18 protein-coding genes are annotated in these 20,131 nt (G+C 71.6%); 13 read left to right on the top strand and 5 right to left on the bottom strand.

Annotated elements, in window-relative coordinates:
• Positions 1-96: 96 nt before the first annotated feature.
• From ACZ5ID_RS12820 to glxA, 4 genes are all read left to right on the top strand, one after another.
• Complete coding sequence (locus ACZ5ID_RS12820) at positions 97-441, top strand: DUF3817 domain-containing protein (protein ID WP_344069882.1); 345 nt, start codon at positions 97-99, stop codon at positions 439-441.
• Positions 438-731: an MTH1187 family thiamine-binding protein gene (locus tag ACZ5ID_RS12815; RefSeq protein ID WP_468896745.1), complete on the top strand. Its 294-nt coding sequence runs from the start codon at positions 438-440 to the stop codon at positions 729-731. The genes ACZ5ID_RS12820 and ACZ5ID_RS12815 overlap by 4 nt, the downstream gene beginning before the upstream one ends.
• A 166-nt stretch (positions 732-897) precedes the next feature.
• Complete coding sequence (locus tag ACZ5ID_RS12810) at positions 898-2,727, top strand: glycosyltransferase family 2 protein (RefSeq protein ID WP_468896743.1); 1,830 nt, start codon at positions 898-900, stop codon at positions 2,725-2,727.
• 3 nt (positions 2,728-2,730) lie between these two features.
• A complete protein-coding gene (glxA, locus tag ACZ5ID_RS12805; RefSeq protein ID WP_468896741.1) occupies positions 2,731-4,686 on the top strand; it encodes a radical copper oxidase GlxA in 1,956 nt (651 codons plus the stop codon).
• Positions 4,687-4,726: 40 nt separating this feature from the next.
• Here the strand turns inward: glxA and ACZ5ID_RS12800 are convergent, their stop codons facing one another.
• Positions 4,727-5,767, bottom strand: coding sequence for a glycoside hydrolase family 6 protein (locus tag ACZ5ID_RS12800; RefSeq protein ID WP_468896739.1), 1,041 nt, complete (start codon positions 5,765-5,767; stop codon positions 4,727-4,729).
• A gap of 159 nt (positions 5,768-5,926) precedes the next feature.
• Between ACZ5ID_RS12800 and ACZ5ID_RS12795 the strand changes: the two genes are divergently transcribed.
• From ACZ5ID_RS12795 to ACZ5ID_RS12785, 3 genes are all read left to right on the top strand, one after another.
• Positions 5,927-6,436 carry a MarR family winged helix-turn-helix transcriptional regulator gene (locus ACZ5ID_RS12795; protein ID WP_468896737.1) on the top strand — a complete coding sequence of 170 codons (510 nt, stop codon included), beginning with the start codon at positions 5,927-5,929 and terminating at the stop codon, positions 6,434-6,436.
• Between the two features lie 78 nt (positions 6,437-6,514).
• Positions 6,515-6,853 (top strand): DUF3817 domain-containing protein, encoded by a 339-nt coding sequence (locus ACZ5ID_RS12790; RefSeq protein WP_468896735.1) that lies wholly within the window; start codon positions 6,515-6,517, stop codon positions 6,851-6,853.
• Between the two features lie 84 nt (positions 6,854-6,937).
• The gene (locus tag ACZ5ID_RS12785; protein WP_468896733.1) at positions 6,938-8,638 is read left to right on the top strand and encodes an acyl-CoA mutase large subunit family protein; all 1,701 of its coding nucleotides are present in this window, start codon (positions 6,938-6,940) and stop codon (positions 8,636-8,638) included.
• A gap of 186 nt (positions 8,639-8,824) precedes the next feature.
• Here ACZ5ID_RS12785 and ACZ5ID_RS12780 read toward each other — a convergent pair whose 3' ends face one another.
• A complete protein-coding gene (locus ACZ5ID_RS12780) occupies positions 8,825-10,201 on the bottom strand; it encodes a sensor histidine kinase (RefSeq protein WP_468896731.1) in 1,377 nt (458 codons plus the stop codon).
• Positions 10,198-10,905, bottom strand: coding sequence for a response regulator transcription factor (locus ACZ5ID_RS12775; RefSeq protein ID WP_468896729.1), 708 nt, complete (start codon positions 10,903-10,905; stop codon positions 10,198-10,200). The genes ACZ5ID_RS12780 and ACZ5ID_RS12775 overlap by 4 nt, the downstream gene beginning before the upstream one ends.
• Positions 10,906-10,968: 63 nt before the next feature.
• Here ACZ5ID_RS12775 and ACZ5ID_RS12770 point away from each other — a divergent pair, with 63 nt between their 5' ends.
• Together ACZ5ID_RS12770 and ACZ5ID_RS12765 are read left to right on the top strand one after the other, a co-directional pair.
• Positions 10,969-12,132 (top strand): UDP-N-acetylglucosamine--N-acetylmuramyl-(pentapeptide) pyrophosphoryl-undecaprenol N-acetylglucosamine transferase, encoded by a 1,164-nt coding sequence (locus ACZ5ID_RS12770; RefSeq protein WP_468896727.1) that lies wholly within the window; start codon positions 10,969-10,971, stop codon positions 12,130-12,132.
• Positions 12,129-13,115: a GDP-mannose 4,6-dehydratase gene (locus ACZ5ID_RS12765; protein ID WP_468896725.1), complete on the top strand. Its 987-nt coding sequence runs from the start codon at positions 12,129-12,131 to the stop codon at positions 13,113-13,115. Before ACZ5ID_RS12770 ends, ACZ5ID_RS12765 begins: the two co-directional genes overlap by 4 nt.
• A gap of 389 nt (positions 13,116-13,504) precedes the next feature.
• On the opposite strand, the gene ACZ5ID_RS12760 is transcribed toward ACZ5ID_RS12765, so the two are convergent.
• A complete protein-coding gene (locus ACZ5ID_RS12760; RefSeq protein WP_406552674.1) occupies positions 13,505-14,128 on the bottom strand; it encodes a TetR/AcrR family transcriptional regulator in 624 nt (207 codons plus the stop codon).
• Between the two features lie 286 nt (positions 14,129-14,414).
• On the opposite strand from ACZ5ID_RS12760, the gene ACZ5ID_RS12755 reads away from it, so the two are divergent.
• From ACZ5ID_RS12755 to ACZ5ID_RS12740, 4 genes are all read left to right on the top strand, one after another.
• Entirely contained in the window at positions 14,415-15,380 is a 966-nt protein-coding gene (locus ACZ5ID_RS12755; protein WP_468896723.1) for a tetratricopeptide repeat protein, read from the top strand.
• A gap of 637 nt (positions 15,381-16,017) precedes the next feature.
• Complete coding sequence (locus ACZ5ID_RS12750; RefSeq protein WP_468896721.1) at positions 16,018-16,695, top strand: DUF6230 family protein; 678 nt, start codon at positions 16,018-16,020, stop codon at positions 16,693-16,695.
• Positions 16,696-16,794: 99 nt separating this feature from the next.
• A complete protein-coding gene (locus ACZ5ID_RS12745; RefSeq protein ID WP_468896719.1) occupies positions 16,795-17,349 on the top strand; it encodes a DUF6114 domain-containing protein in 555 nt (184 codons plus the stop codon).
• Positions 17,339-18,649 carry a hypothetical protein gene (locus ACZ5ID_RS12740; protein WP_468896942.1) on the top strand — a complete coding sequence of 437 codons (1,311 nt, stop codon included), beginning with the start codon at positions 17,339-17,341 and terminating at the stop codon, positions 18,647-18,649. Before ACZ5ID_RS12745 ends, ACZ5ID_RS12740 begins: the two co-directional genes overlap by 11 nt.
• Positions 18,650-18,758: 109 nt before the next feature.
• On the opposite strand, the gene ACZ5ID_RS12735 is transcribed toward ACZ5ID_RS12740, so the two are convergent.
• Positions 18,759-19,985 (bottom strand): D-alanyl-D-alanine carboxypeptidase family protein, encoded by a 1,227-nt coding sequence (locus tag ACZ5ID_RS12735; protein WP_468896717.1) that lies wholly within the window; start codon positions 19,983-19,985, stop codon positions 18,759-18,761.
• Positions 19,986-20,131: the final 146 nt, after the last annotated feature.

The following is a 20,131-nucleotide window of genomic DNA, read 5'->3' as shown; positions in this document are numbered from 1 at the left end:
CCGCCAAGATCCCGGCGCCGGCGGTGTCACAATGGGGAACGTTTGTGCTTGCGTTCACAAGCAACACCCTCCGACCCTCCCACCGAAGGTGCCCCCGTGGACATCAAGACCGCATCCGCCCTCCACCGTCTCCGGCTGGTCTCCGCCCCGGAGGCCGTCTCCTTCCTGCTGCTGCTCGTGTGCTCGGTACTGAAGCGGACGACCGACGTCAACGCCGTCCCGGTGATGGGCGCGATCCACGGCATCCTCTTCATCCTGTACGTGATCTTCTGGGCCGACGCCTGGAACAAGGCGAAGTGGCCGGTGAAGACCGCCGCCCTGTACTTCGTCCTGTCGGTGCTGCCCTTCGGCGGCTTCGTGGCCGAGCGCAGGCTCAAGCGCCAGGCCGAGGACGCCCTGATCGCCGCGCGCGCCCGCAAGGAAGGCGTGGTCGGAGCGTGATCGTCGCCTTCTCGGTCACCCCGCTGGGCGTCGGCGAGGACGTGGGGGAGTACGTCGCCGACGCCGTACGCGTCGTACGCGAGTCCGGTCTGCCGAACCGGACCGACGCCATGTTCACCTCCGTCGAGGGCGAGTGGGACGAGGTCATGGACGTGGTCCGGCGCGCCGTCGCCGCCGTCGAGTCCCGCGCCCCGCGCGTCTCGCTCGTCCTGAAGGCCGACATCCGGCCGGGTGTCACCGACGGGCTCACCGCCAAGGTGGAGACGGTCGAGCGCCACCTCTCCGCCTGACCGGCCCCCCAGGCCCCTCAGGCCCCCTCCCAGGCCCCCGGCCGCCCCGCGCGGCACCGGGGGCCCTGTCGTGCCCCGGGCGGCGAGAAGACCGCCCGCCACCGCTTCAAACAAGAACCGCTCGCTCGGAGTACTCCAGTCGACACGCCGAAGAATCTCCACTTCTGTGGGGATATCTACCTGTCTCGATCAGCTGGAGGGCACAGTGCGGTCGGAGAGTCCGTCGGAGCGTTACGACTACGAGGCCCACAGCCGGCTCGCCGGACCGCTCACGGAGGCCGACAGGACGGGCTACCGGGTGCGGTACCGCAGTCTCCTCTCCGCCGAACCGCACCGAATACGCGCCGTCCTGCTGATGGCACTGGCGCCCGTGCTCACCGCGGTCCTCCTCGTCTACCTGGTGTGGCCCACCCACTGGGTGGAGCGCGAGGGCGGCGACGAGTGGCTGGTCTCACTGGACATCGCGATGCTCGTCGCGATCGGCCTGATCGAGCTCTTCATGCTCGTCAACGTCGTCTCGATCGCCCACGCCACGATGGTCGCCCAGGACCCCGTACCGGTGTATCCCGAGCCCGGTACCCGGGTCGCCTTCCTCACCACCTGGGTGCCCGGCAAGGAGCCGATGTCCATGGTCCGGGCCACCCTCCAGGGCGCGGTCCGCCTGCACCACGCGGGCCCCCTCGACATCTGGCTCCTGGACGAGGGCGACGACGACCGGGCCAGGGCGCTCTGCGAGGAGCTGGGGGTGCACCACTTCACCCGCAGGGGCGTCCCCGAGTGGAACCGCCGCAAGGGCCCGCACAAGGCCCGTACCAAACACGGCAACTACAACGCCTGGCTCGCCATGCACGGCGCCGACTACGACTTCTTCGCCTCCGTCGACACCGACCACGTACCGCTGCCGAACTTCCTGGAGCGGATGATGGGGTACTTCCGCGACCCCGACGTGGCGTTCGTCGTCGGCCCCCAGGTCTACGGCAACTACGACTCGCCCGTCACCAAGGCCGCCGAGTCCCAGCAGTTCCTCTTCCACGCGCTGATCCAGCGGGCCGGCAACCGCTACCGCGCCCCGATGTTCGTCGGCACCAACAACATCGTCAGGATCAGCGCGCTGCGCCAGGTCGGCGGGCTCCACGACTCTGTCACCGAGGACATGGCCACCGGCTTCGAGCTGCACCGCCACCGCAACCCCGGGACCGGCCGCTTCTGGCGGTCCGTCTACACCCCGGACGTGCTCGCCGTCGGCGAGGGCCCCGAGTCCTGGACCGACTTCTTCACCCAGCAGACGCGCTGGTCGCGCGGTACGTACGAGACGCTCCTCAAGCAGTACTGGAAGGCCCTGTTCCGGGTGCCGCCCGGGCGGCTCCTGTCGTACTCGCTGATGCTCGTCTACTACCCGATGACCGCCGTCAACTGGCTGCTCGGCATCGTCAGCTGCGTGCTGTTCCTGTGGTTCGGGGCCTCCGGCACCCAGGTCTCCGCCTCCGTCTGGCTGATGCTCTACAGCGACGCCGCCGCCCTCCAGATCGGGCTCTACCTCTGGAACCGCCGCCACAACGTCTCGCCCCACGAACCGCAGGGCTCCGGCGGCCTCGCCGGCATGGGGATGTCCGCGCTCTGCGCGCCCGTCTACCTCAAGTCGCTCCTCTCGGCGGTGCTGCGCACCCGCGGCCGGTTCGTCGTCACCCCCAAGGGCGGCGCGGCCAGCCCCGACCGGCTGTGGACCTTCCGCATCCACCTGTTCTGGGCCGCGGTGCTCGTCGTCTCGCTCGGCGCCTCGGTCCACTACGGCCACACCCACGCGGCGATGCGGACCTGGGCGGTGCTCGCCCTCGCCATCGCGCTGGCCCCGGTCGCCGTCTGGTCCTTCACCGTCCGGCGCGAGCGCGCGGCCGTCCGGCGGCAGGCCCCGGCACGGCCGGCCGAGCCCGCCGAGACGGAGGCCGCGCTCGCCGCCGCCTCCGCACCGGCCGCCTCGACGACCGGAGGGAACTGACCCATGGCCCAGCGGCTCTCCCCCCGTACCAAGAAGACGCTCCTGGGCGGCGGCGCCGTCCTGCTGCTCGCCGGGCTCAACGCCCCGGCCGCGCTCTCCTTCGCCGAGGAGCAGTACCACGCGTACCAGATCCGCCAACCCGACTACATGCGCAAGTACGGCGCCTGGGACACCGTCGACATCCCCTCGGAGTACCGCACCAACGCGATCCACGCGGCCCTGCTCCACACCGGCAAGGTGCTGATCATCGCCGGGTCCGGCAACAAGCAGGAGAAGTTCGACGCGGGCTCCTTCGACACCGTGCTGTGGAACCCCAAGGACAACTCCTTCAAGAAGGTCCCCACGCCCGAGGACTTCTTCTGCTCCGGCCACGCCCAACTCCCCGACGGCCGTCTCCTGGTGGCCGGCGGCACCGCCCGCTACGAGGTGCTGGACGCCCAGATGAAGCGGGCCGGCGGCGGGATGCGGGTGAAGAACGAGAACCCGGACAAGGCCGTCACCCTCAAGAAGGGCACCCGTTTCCGCTCCCCGACGGGCGTCGCGTACGTGTCGAGGTTCGACGTGACCGTGCCCCCCGCCAAACGCGAGTTCGAGATCGGCTACTACGCCACCGGCCAGATGAGGCCGTGGAAGACCAGGGTCACCCCGGCCGAGGCCCGGGTCTTCGTGGAGGCGGTGGCCGAGGGGCCCAAGTCGGTGACCACCCGGCAGGCGCAGTACGCGATCGAAGGGCTCACCGGCGAGGACGCCGAGAACACGTACGGCCTCGCCGAGAAGATCACCATGGACAAGCAGGACTTCCAGGGAATCCGGTCGGCGTACGAGTTCGACCCGAAGGCGGAGAAGTACGTCCCCGTCCCGCCCATGCGCGAGGCCCGCTGGTACCCGACGCTCACCACCCTCCAGGACGGCCGGGTGCTCGCCGTCTCCGGACTCGACGACGTGGGCACGATCCTCGCGGGTGACAACGAGATCTACGACCCGAGGACCAAGAAGTGGTCGACGGGGCCGTTCCGGTACTTCCCGACCTACCCCTCGCTCTTCCTCACCAAGAGCGGCAAGCTCTTCTACTCCGGCGCCAACGCGGGCTACGGACCCGCCGACAAGGGCCGCGAGCCCGGCCTGTGGGACATCACGGCCAACTCCTTCCAGAAGATCGGCGGCCTGGGCGACGGCGACCAGCTGGAGACGGCGAGCTCGCTGCTGCTCCCGCCCGCCCAGGCCCAGCGGTTCATGCTGCTGGGCGGCGGCGGGGTCGGCGAGTCCAAGAAGTCCACCCCCCGCACCGCCCTGGTCGACCTCGCGCAGGACAACCCCGTCTTCAGGGCCGGGCCCGAGCTCCCGCAGGGCACCCGCTACCTCAACAGCGTGATCCTGCCCGACGACTCCGTCTTCACCAGCGGCGGTTCGAAGGACTACCGGGGCCGCGGCGCCAGCAACATCCTCAGGGCCCAGTTCTACGACCCCGCCTCCAACGCCTTCCGCGAGGCCGCCGACCCCACGGTCGGGCGCAACTACCACTCGGAGGCGCTGCTGCTGCCCGACGGCCGGGTCGCCACCTTCGGCTCCGACTCGCTCTTCGGCGACAAGAACAACACCAAGCTCGGCAAGTTCGAGCAGCGCATGGAGATCTACACCCCGCCCTACCTCTACCGCGACAAGGACAAGCGCCCGGCGCTGGGCGACGGCCCGCAGGCGGTCGGCCAGGACCGCCGCGCCACCTTCCCCGCCGCCCACCCCGAGCGGATCGCCAGGGCCCGGCTGATGCGGCCGAGCGCGGTCACCCACACCACCGACGTCGAGCAGCGCTCGATCGACGTACGGCTGACCAAGGACAGCAATTCGGTGACCGTCGAGGTGCCGCGCGACAAGGCGCTGGTGCCGCCCGGCTGGTACATGCTGTTCGTCACCGACGCCCAGGGCACGCCGTCCGAGGCGAAGTGGCTGCTGATCGACTAGACGGGCCCGAGCCACCGAACGGCCCGCGCAGGGCGGCGGCTCAGGCCCTGGAGCGGCGGGCCAGGTCCAGGGCGTACTCGGGCCACCAGGCGCCCGCCGGGGGCCCGCCCCGGCAGGTCCCGTCCGAGTCGCCGGGCCGTTTGATCCACAGGTACGCGTCGAGCAGCGGGTCCCCGGTCCCGGTGGTCGGCGGGATGCCGAGCGCCCGGCCGGGTGGGTTGCACCAGGCCTGCTCGGGGTCCTCCGGGAGCGGCCCGGCCCCGTTGCGGCTGGTGTCGACCACGAAGTGCTTGCCGCCGAGCCCCTGGGAGACCCTGGCGCCGTACGCGCGTACGGACTCGTCCGTCTGGAAGTTGGAGACGTTCAGCGCGAACCCGTCCGCGCGGGCCACCCCGGCCCGGGTCAGCGGCTCGACCAGCCGGCCGGGGTCGGGCACCCAGGCCGGGTTGCCCGCGTCCAGGTAGACCCTGGTGTTCGGCAGCTTCTTCAAGTGGTCGATCGCCTCGTTGAGCAGTTGGTACCGCTCGTCCCGGTGCTCGGGCGTGGTGCAGCCGTCGACCATGTGGGCGACCGCGTCCGGCTCCAGGACCACGATCGCCTTCGCGTCCCCGATCGCCTCGGCGAACCTGCCGTACCAGGTGCGGTACGCGGCCACGTCCGGAGCGCCGCCCGCCGAGAGGCCGCCGCAGTCGCGGTGCGGGATGTTGTACGCGACGAGCAGGACCGTGCGGTGGTCCCCGGCCGCGCCCGCCACGGCCCGGCGGATCCCCGGCCCCGGGTCGTCCCCGGAGGGCCAGTCGGCCACGGGCCGGTCCGCGATCCGCCGCAGCGCCTCGGCGTCGGCGGTGCGCCCCTGTGCCTTCCAGATCCTGATCTGCCGGGCGGCGTTGCTGTCCGGATCGACCCAGAAGGGGCCGCCGGCCGCCGGCTCGGCGCCCTCGCCGGTGGAGTGACGCTCGGCGGAGGCGGAGGTCGCGCCCTCGGGGGAGGAGGAGCAGCCGACGGCCAGGGTGAGCAGGGCGGCGGCGAGCAGGACGCGGTGCCGGGCGTTCGCGGGCCGGGCCTTTCCGTGCCGGAACATGCGGCTCCCTGGGGTCACGGGCGTAACACAGGACGCGGGCAATCGTGGCATATCGGTCACTCTCCGCGAGGGAGCGCCACGGGCGGGCCGGGCACGGCGGAGCGGGCCGAAGTATGAGACGGAGCTGACCGGCATGTGACCAGTCGGTAAGGTCGACGCGTGCCGAAGCCCCTCAGCCTCCCGTTCGACCCCATCGCCCGCGCCGACGAGCTCTGGCAGCAGCGCTGGGGGCCGGTCCCCTCCATGGGGGCGATCACCTCGATCATGCGCGCGCACCAGATCCTGCTCGCCGAGGTCGACGCGGTGGTCAAGCCGTACGGGCTGACCTTCGCGCGCTACGAGGCGCTGGTTCTGCTCACCTTCTCCAAGGCCGGTGAGCTGCCGATGTCCAAGATCGGCGAGCGTCTGATGGTCCACCCCACCTCGGTGACCAACACCGTGGACCGGCTGGTGCGGTCGGGGCTGGTGGACAAGCGGCCCAACCCGAACGACGGGCGCGGCACCCTCGCCTCCATCACGGACAAGGGGCGCGAGGTCGTGGAGAACGCGACGCGGGACCTGATGGAGATGGACTTCGGGCTCGGGGCGTACGACGCTGAGGAGTGCGGCGAGATCTTCGCCCTGCTGAGGCCGCTGCGGGTGGCCGCGCGCGATTTCGAGGACGAGTAGGGCCCGGCCCGTTCGTCGCGCTCCCCGAAGGGGTGGCCCGGCCAAGATCGCGGGTTCGCGGCCGTTACGCTCGTAGGCATGAAAAAGAGCGTGCTGACCCGGTACCGGGCGATGGCCTACATCACGGGCGTCCTCCTCGTCCTGCTGACCCTCGGCGTCATCGCCAAGTACCTGCTGGACATGGACGGCGCGGCCGACTTCACCAAGATCGTGGGCATCGCGCACGGCTGGCTGTACGTCCTGTACCTCGTCTGCGCCTTCGACCTCGGTTCCAAGGCGAAGTGGCCGGTCGGCAAGCAGCTGTGGGTGCTCATCGCCGGCACGATTCCCACCGCCGCCTTCTTCGTCGAGCGCAAGGTCTCCCGCGAGGTGGAACCCCTGGTCACGGACTCGGCGCCGGTCGGAGCCCAGGCGTAGGAACCGGTCCGGCCCCCCGCCCGCGAAGAACCGCGGGCGGTCTGCCATCGACATTTACTAGGACGTCCTAGTAAATTCGAGGGTATGGACGCTGACGCCATCGAGGAGGGCCGCCGACGCTGGCAGGCCCGTTACGACAAGGCCCGCAAGCGGGACGCGGACTTCACCACGCTCTCCGGGGACCCGGTCGACCCGGTCTACGGGCCCCGCCCCGGCGACACCTACGAGGGCTTCGAGCGGATCGGCTGGCCCGGCGAGTACCCGTACACGCGCGGACTCCACGCGACCGGCTACCGGGGCCGGACCTGGACCATCCGGCAGTTCGCGGGGTTCGGCAACGCCGAGCAGACCAACGAGCGCTACAAGATGATCCTCAAGGCGGGCGGCGGCGGCCTCTCCGTCGCCTTCGACATGCCGACGCTGATGGGCCGCGACTCCGACGACCCGCGCGCGCTGGGCGAGGTCGGCCACTGCGGTGTCGCCATCGACTCCGCCGCCGACATGGAGGTCCTCTTCAAGGACATCCCGCTCGGCGACGTCACCACGTCGATGACGATCAGCGGCCCCGCCGTGCCGGTCTTCTGCATGTACCTGGTCGCCGCCGAGCGCCAGGGCGTGGACCCCGGCATCCTCAACGGCACGCTCCAGACCGACATCTTCAAGGAGTACATCGCCCAGAAGGAGTGGCTCTTCCAGCCCGAGCCGCATCTGCGCCTCATCGGTGACCTGATGGAGCACTGCGCCCGGGGCATCCCCGCCTACAAGCCGCTCTCCGTCTCCGGGTACCACATCCGCGAGGCCGGGGCGACGGCCGCGCAGGAGCTGGCGTACACCCTGGCGGACGGTTTCGGGTACGTGGAGCTGGGGCTCAGCCGGGGCCTCGACGTGGACGTCTTCGCGCCCGGTCTGTCCTTCTTCTTCGACGCGCACCTCGACTTCTTCGAGGAGATCGCCAAGTTCCGCGCCGCGCGCCGGATCTGGGCCCGCTGGATGAAGGAGGTGTACGGGGCGAAGTCCGACAAGGCGCAGTGGCTGCGCTTCCACACCCAGACGGCCGGTGTCTCGCTCACCGCGCAGCAGCCGTACAACAACGTCGTACGGACGGCGGTGGAGGCCCTCTCCGCGATCCTCGGCGGCACCAACTCGCTGCACACCAACGCCCTGGACGAGACGCTCGCCCTGCCGAGCGAGCAGGCCGCCGAGATCGCCCTGCGGACCCAGCAGGTGATCATGGAGGAGACGGGTGTGGCCAACGTGGCCGACCCGCTCGGCGGCGCCTGGTACGTGGAGCAGCTCACCGACCGCATCGAGGCGGACGCGGAGAAGATCTTCGACCAGATCAAGGAGCGCGGACGGCGGGCGCACCCCGACGGGCAGCACCCCATCGGGCCCATGACCTCGGGCATCCTGCGCGGTATCGAGGACGGCTGGTTCACCGGCGAGATCGCCGAGTCCGCCTTCCAGTACCAGCAGTCCCTGGAGAAGGGCGAGAAGCGGGTCGTGGGCGTCAACGTGCACCACGGGTCGGTCACCGGTGACCTGGAGATCCTGCGGGTCAGCCACGAGGTGGAGCGGGAGCAGGTGCGGGCCCTGGCCGACCGCAAGGCCGCGCGGGACGAGGCGCGGGTGCGGGCGTCCCTGGACGCGATGCTCGCCGCCGCGCGCGACGGGTCCAACATGATCGTGCCGATGCTGGAGGCGGTGCGGGCGGAGGCGACGCTGGGCGAGATCTGCGGGGTGCTGCGGGACGAGTGGGGCGTCTACACGGAGCCGGCGGGGTTCTAGGCCCCTCGGCCCGGGGTCCGGCTGCGGGCCGGTGGCGGGTCGCTCGCGCAGTTCCCCGCGCCCCCGGGTAGTCCGCCGTACCGGGGAAACCCGGCTCGGCCCCAGGCATTCAGGGGCGCGGGGAACCGCGCGACCAGCCACGCACGGTCCGCAGCCGAAAACGGATGAACTCCCCGCGCCGCGGGGTTACGCGGGCCACGTCACCCGGAACTCCGCACCCCCGCCCGGGGCGTTCCGTACCGCCAGTTCCGCCCCGTGCGCACGGGCGATCTGGCGGGCCATCGCCAGCCCCAGGCCCGAGCCGGGCAGCGCGCGGGCCCGGTCGGCGCGGTAGAAGCGGTCGAAGACGTACGGGAGGTCCTCCGGGGCGATGCCGGGCCCGTGGTCCCGTACCGTCAGCGCCCCGCCCGACAGCGCCACCTCCACCTCGGCGCCCGGCGGGCTGAACTTCGCCGCGTTGTCCAGCAGGTTGGACAGCAGACGGGCGAGGCGGGCCGGGACGCCCGGGAGCGTGACGGACGCGTCCGCCAGGTCCAGGCGGAACGGCGTGGCCGGCCAGTGCGCGCGGGCCGTGTCCACGGTGTGCGCGACCAGGGGCGCGAGGCGCACCTCCTCCAGGAGGGGGGCGGGCTCCTCGTCCCTGGCCAGGTCGATCAGATCGTTCACCATCACCGTCACCTCCCGGATCTGCCGCCCCAGCGCCGAGGACGCCCGGGTCCGCTGGGCCTCGGTCAGCCGGTCGGCGCGGGCCAGGAGTTCGGCGTTGGTGCGCAGCGCGGTCAGCGGGGTGCGCAGCTCGTGGGAGGCGTCCGCGACCAGCCGGCGCTGGGCGGTCACCGACTGCTCCAGCTCGCCCAGCATGGCGTTGAAGGACACGGCGAGCCGGGTCACCTCGTCCTCCTTGTAGGCCGGGCCCGCCGGCAGCTCGATGCGGTGGCCGGGGTCCCGGGTGGCCGCGATGTGCTCGGCGGTCGCGGTGAGCCGGGCGACCGGGGCGAGACCGGTGCGGGAGACCCCGTAGCCGAGGCCGGCGGCCAGCAGCACCCCGGCCGCGCCGACGCCGCCGAGCCACCAGGCCGCCTGCCGTACGCCCTGCTCGACCGTGTCCGCGCGCAGCGCGACCTGGAGGGCCTCGCCGCGCGGCAGCGTGGTGGTGAGCATCCGGGCCGGGTGGCCGGAGAGCCGGATGTTGGTGAAGTACGGGCGGCGCTGTCCGGCCGCGACCTCCCGGGCCTGCGGCGGAACGGGCAGCAGATACGGCTTGGCCGGGTCGTCCGCGCGGTCGCGGGGGACGATCTGGGCGCAGGCCGGGGCGGCCAGGAAACGGCACTCGCCGTTGAGCACACCGGGAGCCTCGCCCCGGTTCTGCTGGGCGGCCAGCGTCGCGGACTGGGTCAGGTTCAGATCGAGCTGGTGGAACAGCTCGTAGCGGATCACGAAGAACGCGGCCGTGCAGACGCCCAGCGCGACCAGCGCCACCGCCGCCGAGGCGGCCAGCGCCAGCCGGGTGCGCAGCGGGCGGTGGCGCCGCCAGCGGGCCCCGAGGCGGTGGCGGGCGCTCATGCGGTGTCCAGCCGGTAGCCGACGCCGTGGACGGTGTGGACGAGCCGGGGCTCGCCGTCCGCCTCCAGCTTGCGGCGCAGATAACCCACGTACACCGCGAGCGAGTTGGAGTCCGGGCCGAAGTCGCGGCCCCAGACGAGCTCCAGGATCATCTCGCGCGGCAGGACCTGGCCGGGGTGGCGCATCAGCAGTTCCAGGAGCGCGGACTCGGTGCGGCTGAACTCCAGCGGGCGTCCCGAGCGGTGGCCGGTCCGCGTCACCGGGTCGAGGACCAGGTCCGCGAAGACCAGCCGCTCGGGCTCCGGCTCCTCGGGCGCGGCCCGGCGCAGCAACGCCCGTACCCGCGCGACGAGTTCGTCCAGGGCGAAGGGCTTGACGAGATAGTCGTCGGCGCCCGCCTCCAGACCGTCGACGCGCTCGCTCACCGAGTCGAGCGCGGTCAGCACCAGGATCGGGGTGCGGTCGCCGAGCGCCCGCAGCCGCCGGCAGACGGCGAGCCCGTCCAGGACCGGCATCATCACGTCCAGGACCACCGCGTCCGGCTGCCAGCCGGCGATCGAGGTGAGCGCCGCCAGCCCGTCGGCGGCGCCCCGCACCTCGTACCCCTCCACGGACAGACCGTCCTCCACGGCGGCCCGCACCTCCGGCTCGTCGTCGACGACGAGGATGCGGGCCGGGGGCCGGGCGTGTGCGCTGGTGCTCATGGGCACAGCGTGCCAAACACCGCTCTTAGAACCCTCTTAAGCCACCCCGCGACCGTTCGGGACATGCGCACACCACTGTCTGTCGTGATCGGTGCGGGCGGCACCGGCGGCCACATCTACCCCGGACTCGCACTCGCCGAGGCGCTGCGCCGGGCCGTCCCGGACGCGGTGATCTCGTTCGTCGGTACGGAACGGGGCCTGGAGGGCGAGCTGATCCCGGCCGCCGGCTACCGGCTGCACACCGTCGGCATGATCCCCTTCGACCCGGCGCTCGGCGCCCGCCGCTATCTGCTCCCCGCCGCGCTGCTGCGGTCCGGCGCCCAGTGCCGGACGATCCTGCGGGCCCAGGGCGCACAGGTCGCCGTGGGGATGGGCGGCTATCCCAGCGCGCCCGTCATCGTCGGGGCCAGACTCGCCGGGCTGCCCAGCCTCATCCACGAGTCCAACGCGGTACCGGGCCGGGCCAACCAGTTCGCGGCCCGGCTCACCGGGAACATCGCGGTCGCCTTCGACCGCAGCCGGGCCCACCTCGCGGGCGGCGCCGACGCCGTCACCACCGGGATGCCGATCGCCTCGGCGCTGGCCCGGCTCGACCGGCCGACGCTGCGGGCCGAGGCGCGGCGGGCGCTGGACGTGCCGCCCGGGGCGCGGCTCGTGCTCGTCAACGGCGGCAGCCTCGGCGCGGCCCGGCTCACCGAGGCGGCGGTCGGCCTCGCCCGGCGCTGGCAGGGCCGCGGGGACGTCCATCTGCTGATCAAGACCGGTCCCGCCGCCCTGGAGGAGACCCGGCGGCGGCTGACCGGGCTGTGGGGCGCGCGGGCCGTGCCCTATCTGGACCGGATGGACCTCGCGTACGCGGCAGCCGATCTGGCGGTGTGCCGGGCCGGTTCCGCGACCGTCGCGGAGCTCGCCAGCACGGGGCTGCCGGCGGTCCTCGTCCCGTATCCGCACGCGCCCGGCGACCACCAGACGCACAACGCGCGGGTGCTCGTCGACGCCGGGGCGGGGCTGCTGCTGCCGGACGCAGAGGCCACCCCCGAACGGCTGGCCGAACTGGTCGAGCCGCTCCTGTCCGACCCCGCGCGGCTCGCCTCGATGACGGGCGCGGCCGACCCCGGACCACACGCCCGCGCGGCGGACCTGCTGGCGGCGAAGGTCCTGGAACTGGCCGCCCACCCCACCCCCCACACCCCTTCGTACGCGTACCGCGAGGAGCACACCGCATGAACAGCTGGCAGAACCGGACCGTCCTGGTCACCGGAGCAGAGGGCTTCATCGGCTCGACCCTGGTGGACCTGCTGGTCGAGCGGGGCGCACGGGTGCGGGCCCTGGTGCACTACAAGCCGTACGCGGAGAAGGGCCACCTCGCGCATCTGCTCGGCCACCCGGCCGTCGAGACGATCGCGGGCGATGTACGCGACGCCGGGCGGGTGTCTGACGCGGTCGCCGGGTGCGACACGGTCTTCCACCTCGCCGCGCTGATCGGTATCCCGTACAGCTACGACTCCCCGGGCGCGTACGTGGCCACGAACGTGGTCGGCACCGAGAACGTCGCGGAGGCCTGCCGGCGCCACTCGGTGCGGCGACTGGTGCACACGTCCACCAGCGAGGTGTACGGGACGGCTCGGACCGTACCGATCCCGGAGTCCCATCCGCTCCAGCCGCAGTCGCCGTACTCCGCGTCGAAGATCGGCGCGGACATGCTGGCGCTGTCGCACTGGCACGCCTTCGAGCTGCCGGTGACGGTGGTGCGGCCCTTCAACACGTACGGGCCGCGGCAGTCGGCGCGGGCGGTGATCCCGGCGATCCTGTCCCAACTCCACGCGGGGGTACGCGAGATCCGGCTCGGCTCGCTCACTCCCACGCGTGACTTCACGTATGTGACGGACACCGCGCGGGGGTTCCTGGCGGTCGCGGAGTGCGAGCGGGCGGTGGGAGAGGTGGTGAACCTCGGCTCGGGCCGCGAGATCGCCATCGGTGACCTGGCCGCCGCGCTGATCGCGGCCTCGGGCCGCGAGGCCCGGATCGTGACGGACCCGGCACGCCTGCGCCCGTCCGGGAGCGAGGTGGAACGCCTGCTGTCGGACAACTCCCGGGCGCGGGAGTGGGCGGGGTGGGAGCCGGAGGTGTCCCTGGGGGAGGGGCTGAGGCGGACGTCGGAGTGGGTGCGGGGGCGGGCGGGGGCGCTCGGTACGGGGTACGTGGTGTAGCCCCGCCCCGCCCCTTCCCCAGACCCTCCGGGGGTGGGGGTGGGTGAAGGCGGGGCTGCCGGGGGCTGCGCCCCCGGGCCCCCGTTGCGGGGCCTGCGGCCCCTGCACCCCGCTTGCGGGCTGCGCCCCGAACCCCTCTTTCGCCCGCGGACCGTGCGGGGCCGCTCGCGCAGTTCCCCGCGCCCCTCAGGGGACCTCCGTAGCCGGGGTACTCAACTCAGCCACAGGCCTTTGGGGGCGCGGGGAACTGCGCGAGCAACCACAACGCACCCGCAGACGTAGTCCGGGCCCTGAAGGGGCGCGGGGAACTGCGCGACCAGCCCCCACCGGGCCGCGGGTGAACACGGAACGCAAACAGGGGTTCGGGGGCGGAGCCACCGAGGGGGGAATCAGGCGGTCGACTGCAGGCCCGTGCAGATCAGGACCGCGAACTCCCGCGCCCACTCCTGATCCACCGGCTCCGCGCTCACCAGAGCGCGATGCACCACCGCCCCCGCCACCACATCGAAGATGAGGTCGGCGTGGCGCGCGGACGCGACCGCGTCGTCCTCGTACGGCAGTTCACCCCGCACCTGCGCCCGCTCCCGGCCGATCAGTACGAGCCGTTTCTGCCGGTCCACGATCGCCGAGCGGATCCGTCCGCGCAGCGCGTCGTCGCGCGTGGACTCCGCGACCACCGCCATCAGCGCCGTCTTCGTCTCCGGCCGCTCCAGGATGGACGCGAACTGGAGCACCACGCCCTCCACGTCCGCCGCGAGACTGCCGAGGTCGGGGAGTTCGAGCTCGTCGAAGAGGACCGCCACCGCGTCCACGACCAGCTCGTTCTTGCCCGCCCAGCGCCGGTACAGGGTCGTCTTGGCGACCCCAGCCCGCGTCGCCACGTCCCCCATCGTCAGCTTCGACCAGCCCAGCTCCACCAGCGCCTGCCGGGTCGCCAGCAGGATCGCCGCGTCCGCCTCGGCGCTGCGAGGTCGGCCGCGGACGGCTCTGGCGGGGCTGGGTTCGGCACACATGACGTACGACCATACCGGCCAGTAAGGAAAGCGCCGGGGAACGCGCTGTGGGGGAGATCACGGCATTCGGGAGGCCCTCCCGTACCGTCTCCAGTTACGCTACGACTCGTAGCGAAAGGCTCCAGCGGCCCAGAGCGACAACCACGGAACAGACCACAGAACAGACCACGCGGCACGACGACGCGACAGCAGGACCGCAGGGGAGCGGCGCCGGGTGGGGACCCGGGGCGCCGGGATCCTGCCACGGATTGACCACACACGCGCGCGGAAGGGGGAGGATGTACGCATGCAGCCTAGGAACATGTCCATGAGCGGCGTCGTCGACCTCGCCGCGGTGAAGGCGGCCGGTGAGGCCAAGGCCAAGGCGGAGCAGGCCCGAGTCGAGGCCGCCCGCCAGGGCGGGGGCGCGGCCGTACCGCCGTCCGCCCTCGTGATCGATGTCGACGAGGCCGGGTTCGAGCGCGACATCCTCCAGCGCTCGGCCGAGGTACCGGTCGTCATCGACTTCTGGGCCGAGTGGTGCGAGCCGTGCAAGCAGCTCGGCCCGCTCCTGGAGCGGCTGGCCGCGGAGTACAACGGCCGCTTCCTGCTGGCCAAGATCGACGTCGACGCCAACCAGATGCTGATGCAGCAGTTCGGGATCCAGGGCATCCCCGCGGTGTTCGCGGTGGTCGCCGGGCAGGCGCTGCCCCTCTTCCAGGGCGCGGCCCCCGAGGCCCAGATCCGCGAGACCCTCGACCAGCTGATCCAGGTCGCCGAGGAGCGCTTCGGCCTCACCGGCGTCGCCGTCGACGCGGACGCGGCGTCCTCGCAGGCCCCGGCCCCGGTGGCCGGCCCCTACGACGCCCTGCTCGAAGCGGCCGTGACGGCCCTGGACTCCGGCGATCTCGCCGGCGCGGTCCAGGCGTACAAGAACGTCCTCGCCGACGACCCCGGCCACCCCGAGGCCAAGCTCGGCCTCGCCCAGGCCGAACTGCTGCGCCGCGTCCAGGGGATGGACCCGCAGCAGGTCCGCAAGGACGCCGCCGAGAAGCCGGCCGACGCCGCCGCCCAGATCGCGGCGGCCGACCTGGACCTCGTGGGCGGCCATGTCGAGGACGCCTTCGGCCGCCTCGTCGAGACCGCCCGCGTCACCGCGGGCGACGACCGCGACGCGGCACGGCGGCGACTGCTCGAACTCTTCGAAGTGGTCGGCCCGGAGGACCCGCGGGTGACCAAGGCGCGGAGTGCGCTGGCGCGAGTTCTTTACTGAACCGAGGCCCGGCCCCCGGGCCGCTCCAGGGCCGCTGAGCTGTCATCGCGTGCGTGTACAGCGCTGACGATTTGGCGACACGGAGACAGGCGGTGACCGCGCTTTACCAAAACTTGGTAAACGCGGTCGCTGTTACTGGCAGTAAATTGAACCGCTTCTTACGTCCGTATTGAGACGTCTATTTCCCCTTCTGTCCGGTGACTTGGGGGTACGAAGGGTGGCGGCCCGATGCCGGGCTGTCGCGCCACGGTTATCCCTCCGTTACTGGCAAGTAACGAACCCCCTTGCGCCCCTCCCCCGAATGGACCACGATCGGCCACGCTCGGTCCAATAACGCACCAGCCCGACAGCCCTGTGGGGCGGGGCGTTTCCTGGGTCCCCACCGAGCCGGCCGGCGGCAGTGGTGCCGGCCGTGGACAGGGGGGTCTCCGCTCTACCGGCGGGGCCTGTCCAGCAGGTTGTGCGTGATGCGTCAGGCGCGACCAGTGGTTGTCGCTCGGGGGTGATCGCCGGTGATTCGGACGCGGTACGCGCCTGAGGCTCGGGCGCTCCTTCCCGAGGACGTAGCACTTCTCCCATCCCTGGACAGCCTGCGAGGGTCCGTCCCGGAGATGTACGTCCGAGAAGGAGGAAAGTCATGGAGTCCCAAGTTCGTGGCGGGACCAGATGGAAGCGGTTCGCGCTGGTCATGGTGCCCAGCGTGGCTGCCACGGCGGCGATAGGCATCGGGCTCGCCCAGGGTGCGCTGGCGGCGTCGTTCAGTGTTTCCGGCGTTGACTTCAAGGTCACGGCGGACAGCCTGGACGGCCAGAACCTGCTGCAGTATGGGTCCGTTGCCACTGGCAAGGGTCTGGACGGCAAGTCGGCGGTTCACCCCGTGGTCGTCTCTGGTTTCAGCCACGCGAAGATCTCGAACATGTGCCAGTCGGTGGTCACGCCCCTCCCGTTCTCCATCCCGGGTGTCGGCGATCACATCACGATGAAGATCCAGGCGGGTACGGACCCGAACAAGCCCGTCGAGGCGGACAACATCTACCTCGATGTGTCCCAGCTCGACACCGACGCCACGTTCACGAACATCGACATCGGTGTCGCGGCGGGCGAGGGCAAGGGCCCGACCAAGCAGCAGCCGGGCCAGAAGGGCACGCCGTTCGAGCAGGCCAACCCGTACGGCTTCGCGCAGCGTGCCGACCGGGCCGTCCTGGAGAACGTCGAGCAGCGTGCGTGGGCGACCACCGCAGGCAGCTTCAAGCTGAGCAACCTCAAGCTGCGGCTGTCCGGCGGCGTCAACGAGTGCCAGCTGGACAGGCACTAGCGGACGCTCCGCCCGGCGGCCGGCGAGTACGTATCCTCCCGGCCGCCGGGAACTTCTCCTTACTTTCAGAGCAACAGCGGTACCAGGGAGCTGTTTTCCATGAGCGCCGAGACCACGGGTTCCCGAGGGTTCACTTACTGGCGGCTTCGCTACCGGGCCTGGCGGGGCAGCCGGCCGTTCTGGGCGGGGCTGTTCACCATCGCGGGCGGCGTGCCCATCATGTACTTCCCGTACGCCAACATGCACCTCGGCAACATCACACTGGCCATGTCCACCACGGCGGGTGCGGGTTCCCTCATCATCGGCGTCCTCCTGGTCACGCTGGGCCTGACCATGTGGTTCCACCACGTCGTACGGGTCTTCGCCGGTATCGCGTCCATCCTGCTGGCCCTGATCTCCCTGCCCGTCGCGAACTTCGGCGGGTTTGTCATCGGCTTCCTGTTGGCCCTGTTCGGAGGCGCCCTCGCCGTGTCATGGGTGCCGGCCAAGCCGCGACGAAGTGACCGGCGCGCCCAGGACGGCGAGCCCTCGGGTGATGAGCCGGACGCACTGCCCGCAGAGGGAACCGTTCCCGGTCCGCGCGAGGGAGAGTACGGAACCGCCGGCACGGAAACGACAGTCGACGCCAATGGCGGGAGGAACAGTGCGGGGTGACGAGACGCAGCTGGACTCGACCGGAGGTGGCGACAAATCCCGTGAGAGAGGCGGGCCGCGTCACGCGGCTCCGAGGAAGTCGCTGCTGACGAAGCTGCACATGCCCGCGGGCAAGGCGATGGCGCTGGCCGCCATGCCGACCGCCATGTTCGTCGGGATGAGCCTCACGCCCAAGCTCGCGATGGCGGACGACAACCCGGACATCCCGTTCGCGCCGGGCCCCTGTGTGACGCGCTCCGACGAGCCGAGCGCGTCGGCGAGCCCGTCGTCGAGCAAGTCGACCACGCCGACCCCGGACCCGTCGTCCTCGTCCTCGGACAAGGCAGCCGACAAGGACAAGGCCAAGGACAAGGAGCCCGCCCCGACGGCCACGCCGCCGGCGGAGAAGGCCCAGCAGAAGACGACCGCCCCGTCGAGCGCGCCGTCCACCAAGCCGTCCACGACGCCCGCGCCACCCAAGTCCACCAACCCGCTGGACCCGCTGGGTCTTGGGGATGTGCTGGGCGACATCCTGGGCGTCCACCCGAGCAAGTCGTCGGCGCCGGTGACCCCGAAGCCGTCGACGACCGCGACGTCCGCACCCACGACGAAGCCGACGGTCAAGGCTCCGGAGCCGAAGACGACGCCGAGCAAGCCGGCCACCAAGCCGGTGGCGAAGACGGCTGACAAGACGGCCGACGCGATACGCGAGGCCGCCGCGCAGGCGGGCCAGAAGGTCGAGGACCTGGCGGACGGCGCCAAGGGCCTGGAGGCCAAGAAGGACACCAACGTCCCCGACGGTGCCAAGCAGCCCTTCCCGTGCCCGACGGCCGACCCGAAGGCCCTGGCCAACGCCAAGCTGGACGCGGGCGCCCCGCTGCTGCCGGACCAGCCGTGGATCCTCAAGACGTCGGTCCTGACCCTGAAGGGCCTCAACTACGAGGGGATCGTCGAGGTCAAGACGGGCAGCGGCAAGGTGAAGAAGGTACTGAAGTTCACGGCGTCGTCCGTGGACATCAAGGACCTGCACCAGCTGGTGTACGGCCCCGAGGTCGGCGGCAAGCCCACCACCGCTCATGTGAAGGCACGTGCCGGGTCGCATTCGACGATCACCAACGGCACGGTGACGATGTACACCGAGGAGCTGAAGGGCAACCTCTTCGGCCTGATCCCGGTCACGTTCAGCCCCCAGAGCCCGCCCCCGCTGAACGTCCCGCTCGCCATCTTCACCGACGCAACGGTTCACCAGGCCGGACAGTTCGGCGGCACCCTGAAGGTTCCCGGCCTGCAGAACTACATCACGGACGGCAGCCCCGAGTAACGGCCAGCCGCGAAAGACCCATCCGGGAGCCGCAGACGACCGTGGCCCGCACCGATTCCGGTGCGGGCCACGGTCGTCTCCTGGCAGGGGAACCGAACGCGCCCGCCCCCTACCCCCTCCGCCGTGCCCGCACCGGCCTCCGCCGCAACACCACATAAGCCACCCCCGCGGCCACCACCGCCCCCGCCCCCAGCCCCGTCCAGCCCAGGACGCCCAGGCCCGAGGAGTCCGTCGTCGTCGCTGCAGCGGGTTTGGGCTGGGTCGTGGGGGAGGGCTTCGCCGGGTCCAGGGTGCCCACCGGCTTTGCCCTGCCCACCGCCGCGAAGCCCCAGTCCAGCAACGCCCGCGTCTCCGTGTAGACCTTGTCGTGCTTGTTCTCCTGGGGGTTCATCACCGTCACCAGGATCGTGTGGCCGTCGCGGGTCGCGGCCTCCGCGAGGGTGTTGCCGGCGTGGGTCGTGTAGCCGTTCTTGCCGCCGATCAGGCCCGGGTACTTCGGCACGCCGCCGGTGCCGGAGAGCATGCGGTTGGTGTTGGAGATCCCGAACGGCTTGCCCTTGGTGTTCGGGCCGCCCGGGAACTTCGCGTCCGCCGTCGAGCAGTACTCCTTGAAGTCCTTGTTGCGCAGGCCCGAGCGGAGGAACAGCGTCAGGTCGTACGCCGAGGACACCTGGCCCTCCGCGTCGTAGCCGTCGGGGCTGCGGACGTGGGTGTCCTTGGCGCCCAGCGCCTCCGCCTTCGTCTGCATGTCCGACACCGTCTTGGGGACGCCGCCGTTCATCGACGCCAGGACGTGCACCGCGTCGTTGCCCGAGCGCAGGAACACCCCGCGCCACAGGTCGGCGCCCTGGTACGTCTGGCCCGGGACGATGCCGACCGCGCTGCTGCCGCCGCCCATCCCGTCCAGCTCCGCCGGCTCCACCTTGTGGCTCGCCGTGCCCGGGACCGCGGGCAGCACCGTGTCCGCGAAGAGCATCTTGAGCGTGGAGGCGGGCGGCAGCGGCCAGTGGGCGTTGCTGGCGGCCAGTACTTGGCCGGTGTCCGCGTCCGAGACCATCCAGGACAGTGCGGAGAGGTCACGGGGCAGTGCGGGGGCGCCCTCGCCCGTCTGGGGGCCCGGGAGGCCCAACTGCTCGCCGCCGACCGTGGACATGACCGCCGGGGGCTGCTTGGGGGACCCGGCGCGCGGCGCCCCGGGACTCGGCTTCCCGGGGGAGGTCGTGCCCGGCTTCACCGGGTGGGCCGCCGCGGGGGCGGCGCCGGAGACCACCGCCGCCGCGGTGACGACCGCGATGGCCAGCGGGCGGCTGAACTGCACAGTTATCGGGGCACGCATGAACGCGAACGTACCCCACGGAATGTGTAGATCCTGTTGCGGGCACTCCGCGACTGGGCAACGGAGCGCGAAGACGCCGCCGGCGGTGTATGAAGCGGAGGGCGGCGCCCCGGAATTCCGGGTGGCGCCGCCCTCCGCCTCGTCGT

This window comes from Streptomyces sp. NPDC031670 (genome assembly GCF_055580545.1).
The sequence above is the reverse complement of the archived record's forward strand: the minus strand, read 5'-3'. Positions and strand labels throughout refer to the sequence as shown.

What these genes read in the sequence shown, in the direction of transcription:
- ACZ5ID_RS12755 (WP_468896723.1), top strand. Translation starts at nt 14,415, where the DNA reads ATGCAGCCTAGGAACATGTCCATGAGCGGCGTCGTCGACCTCGCCGCG.
- ACZ5ID_RS12745 (WP_468896719.1), top strand. Translation starts at nt 16,795, where the DNA reads ATGAGCGCCGAGACCACGGGTTCCCGAGGGTTCACTTACTGGCGGCTT.
- ACZ5ID_RS12775 (WP_468896729.1), bottom strand. Translation starts at nt 10,905, where the DNA reads ATGAGCACCAGCGCACACGCCCGGCCCCCGGCCCGCATCCTCGTCGTC.
- ACZ5ID_RS12735 (WP_468896717.1), bottom strand. Translation starts at nt 19,985, where the DNA reads ATGCGTGCCCCGATAACTGTGCAGTTCAGCCGCCCGCTGGCCATCGCG.
- ACZ5ID_RS12800 (WP_468896739.1), bottom strand. Translation starts at nt 5,767, where the DNA reads ATGTTCCGGCACGGAAAGGCCCGGCCCGCGAACGCCCGGCACCGCGTC.
- ACZ5ID_RS12770 (WP_468896727.1), top strand. Translation starts at nt 10,969, where the DNA reads ATGCGCACACCACTGTCTGTCGTGATCGGTGCGGGCGGCACCGGCGGC.
- ACZ5ID_RS12760 (WP_406552674.1), bottom strand. Translation starts at nt 14,128, where the DNA reads ATGTGTGCCGAACCCAGCCCCGCCAGAGCCGTCCGCGGCCGACCTCGC.
- ACZ5ID_RS12785 (WP_468896733.1), top strand. Translation starts at nt 6,938, where the DNA reads ATGGACGCTGACGCCATCGAGGAGGGCCGCCGACGCTGGCAGGCCCGT.
- glxA (WP_468896741.1), top strand. Translation starts at nt 2,731, where the DNA reads ATGGCCCAGCGGCTCTCCCCCCGTACCAAGAAGACGCTCCTGGGCGGC.
- ACZ5ID_RS12780 (WP_468896731.1), bottom strand. Translation starts at nt 10,201, where the DNA reads ATGAGCGCCCGCCACCGCCTCGGGGCCCGCTGGCGGCGCCACCGCCCG.
- ACZ5ID_RS12790 (WP_468896735.1), top strand. Translation starts at nt 6,515, where the DNA reads ATGAAAAAGAGCGTGCTGACCCGGTACCGGGCGATGGCCTACATCACG.
- ACZ5ID_RS12765 (WP_468896725.1), top strand. Translation starts at nt 12,129, where the DNA reads ATGAACAGCTGGCAGAACCGGACCGTCCTGGTCACCGGAGCAGAGGGC.
- ACZ5ID_RS12750 (WP_468896721.1), top strand. Translation starts at nt 16,018, where the DNA reads ATGGAGTCCCAAGTTCGTGGCGGGACCAGATGGAAGCGGTTCGCGCTG.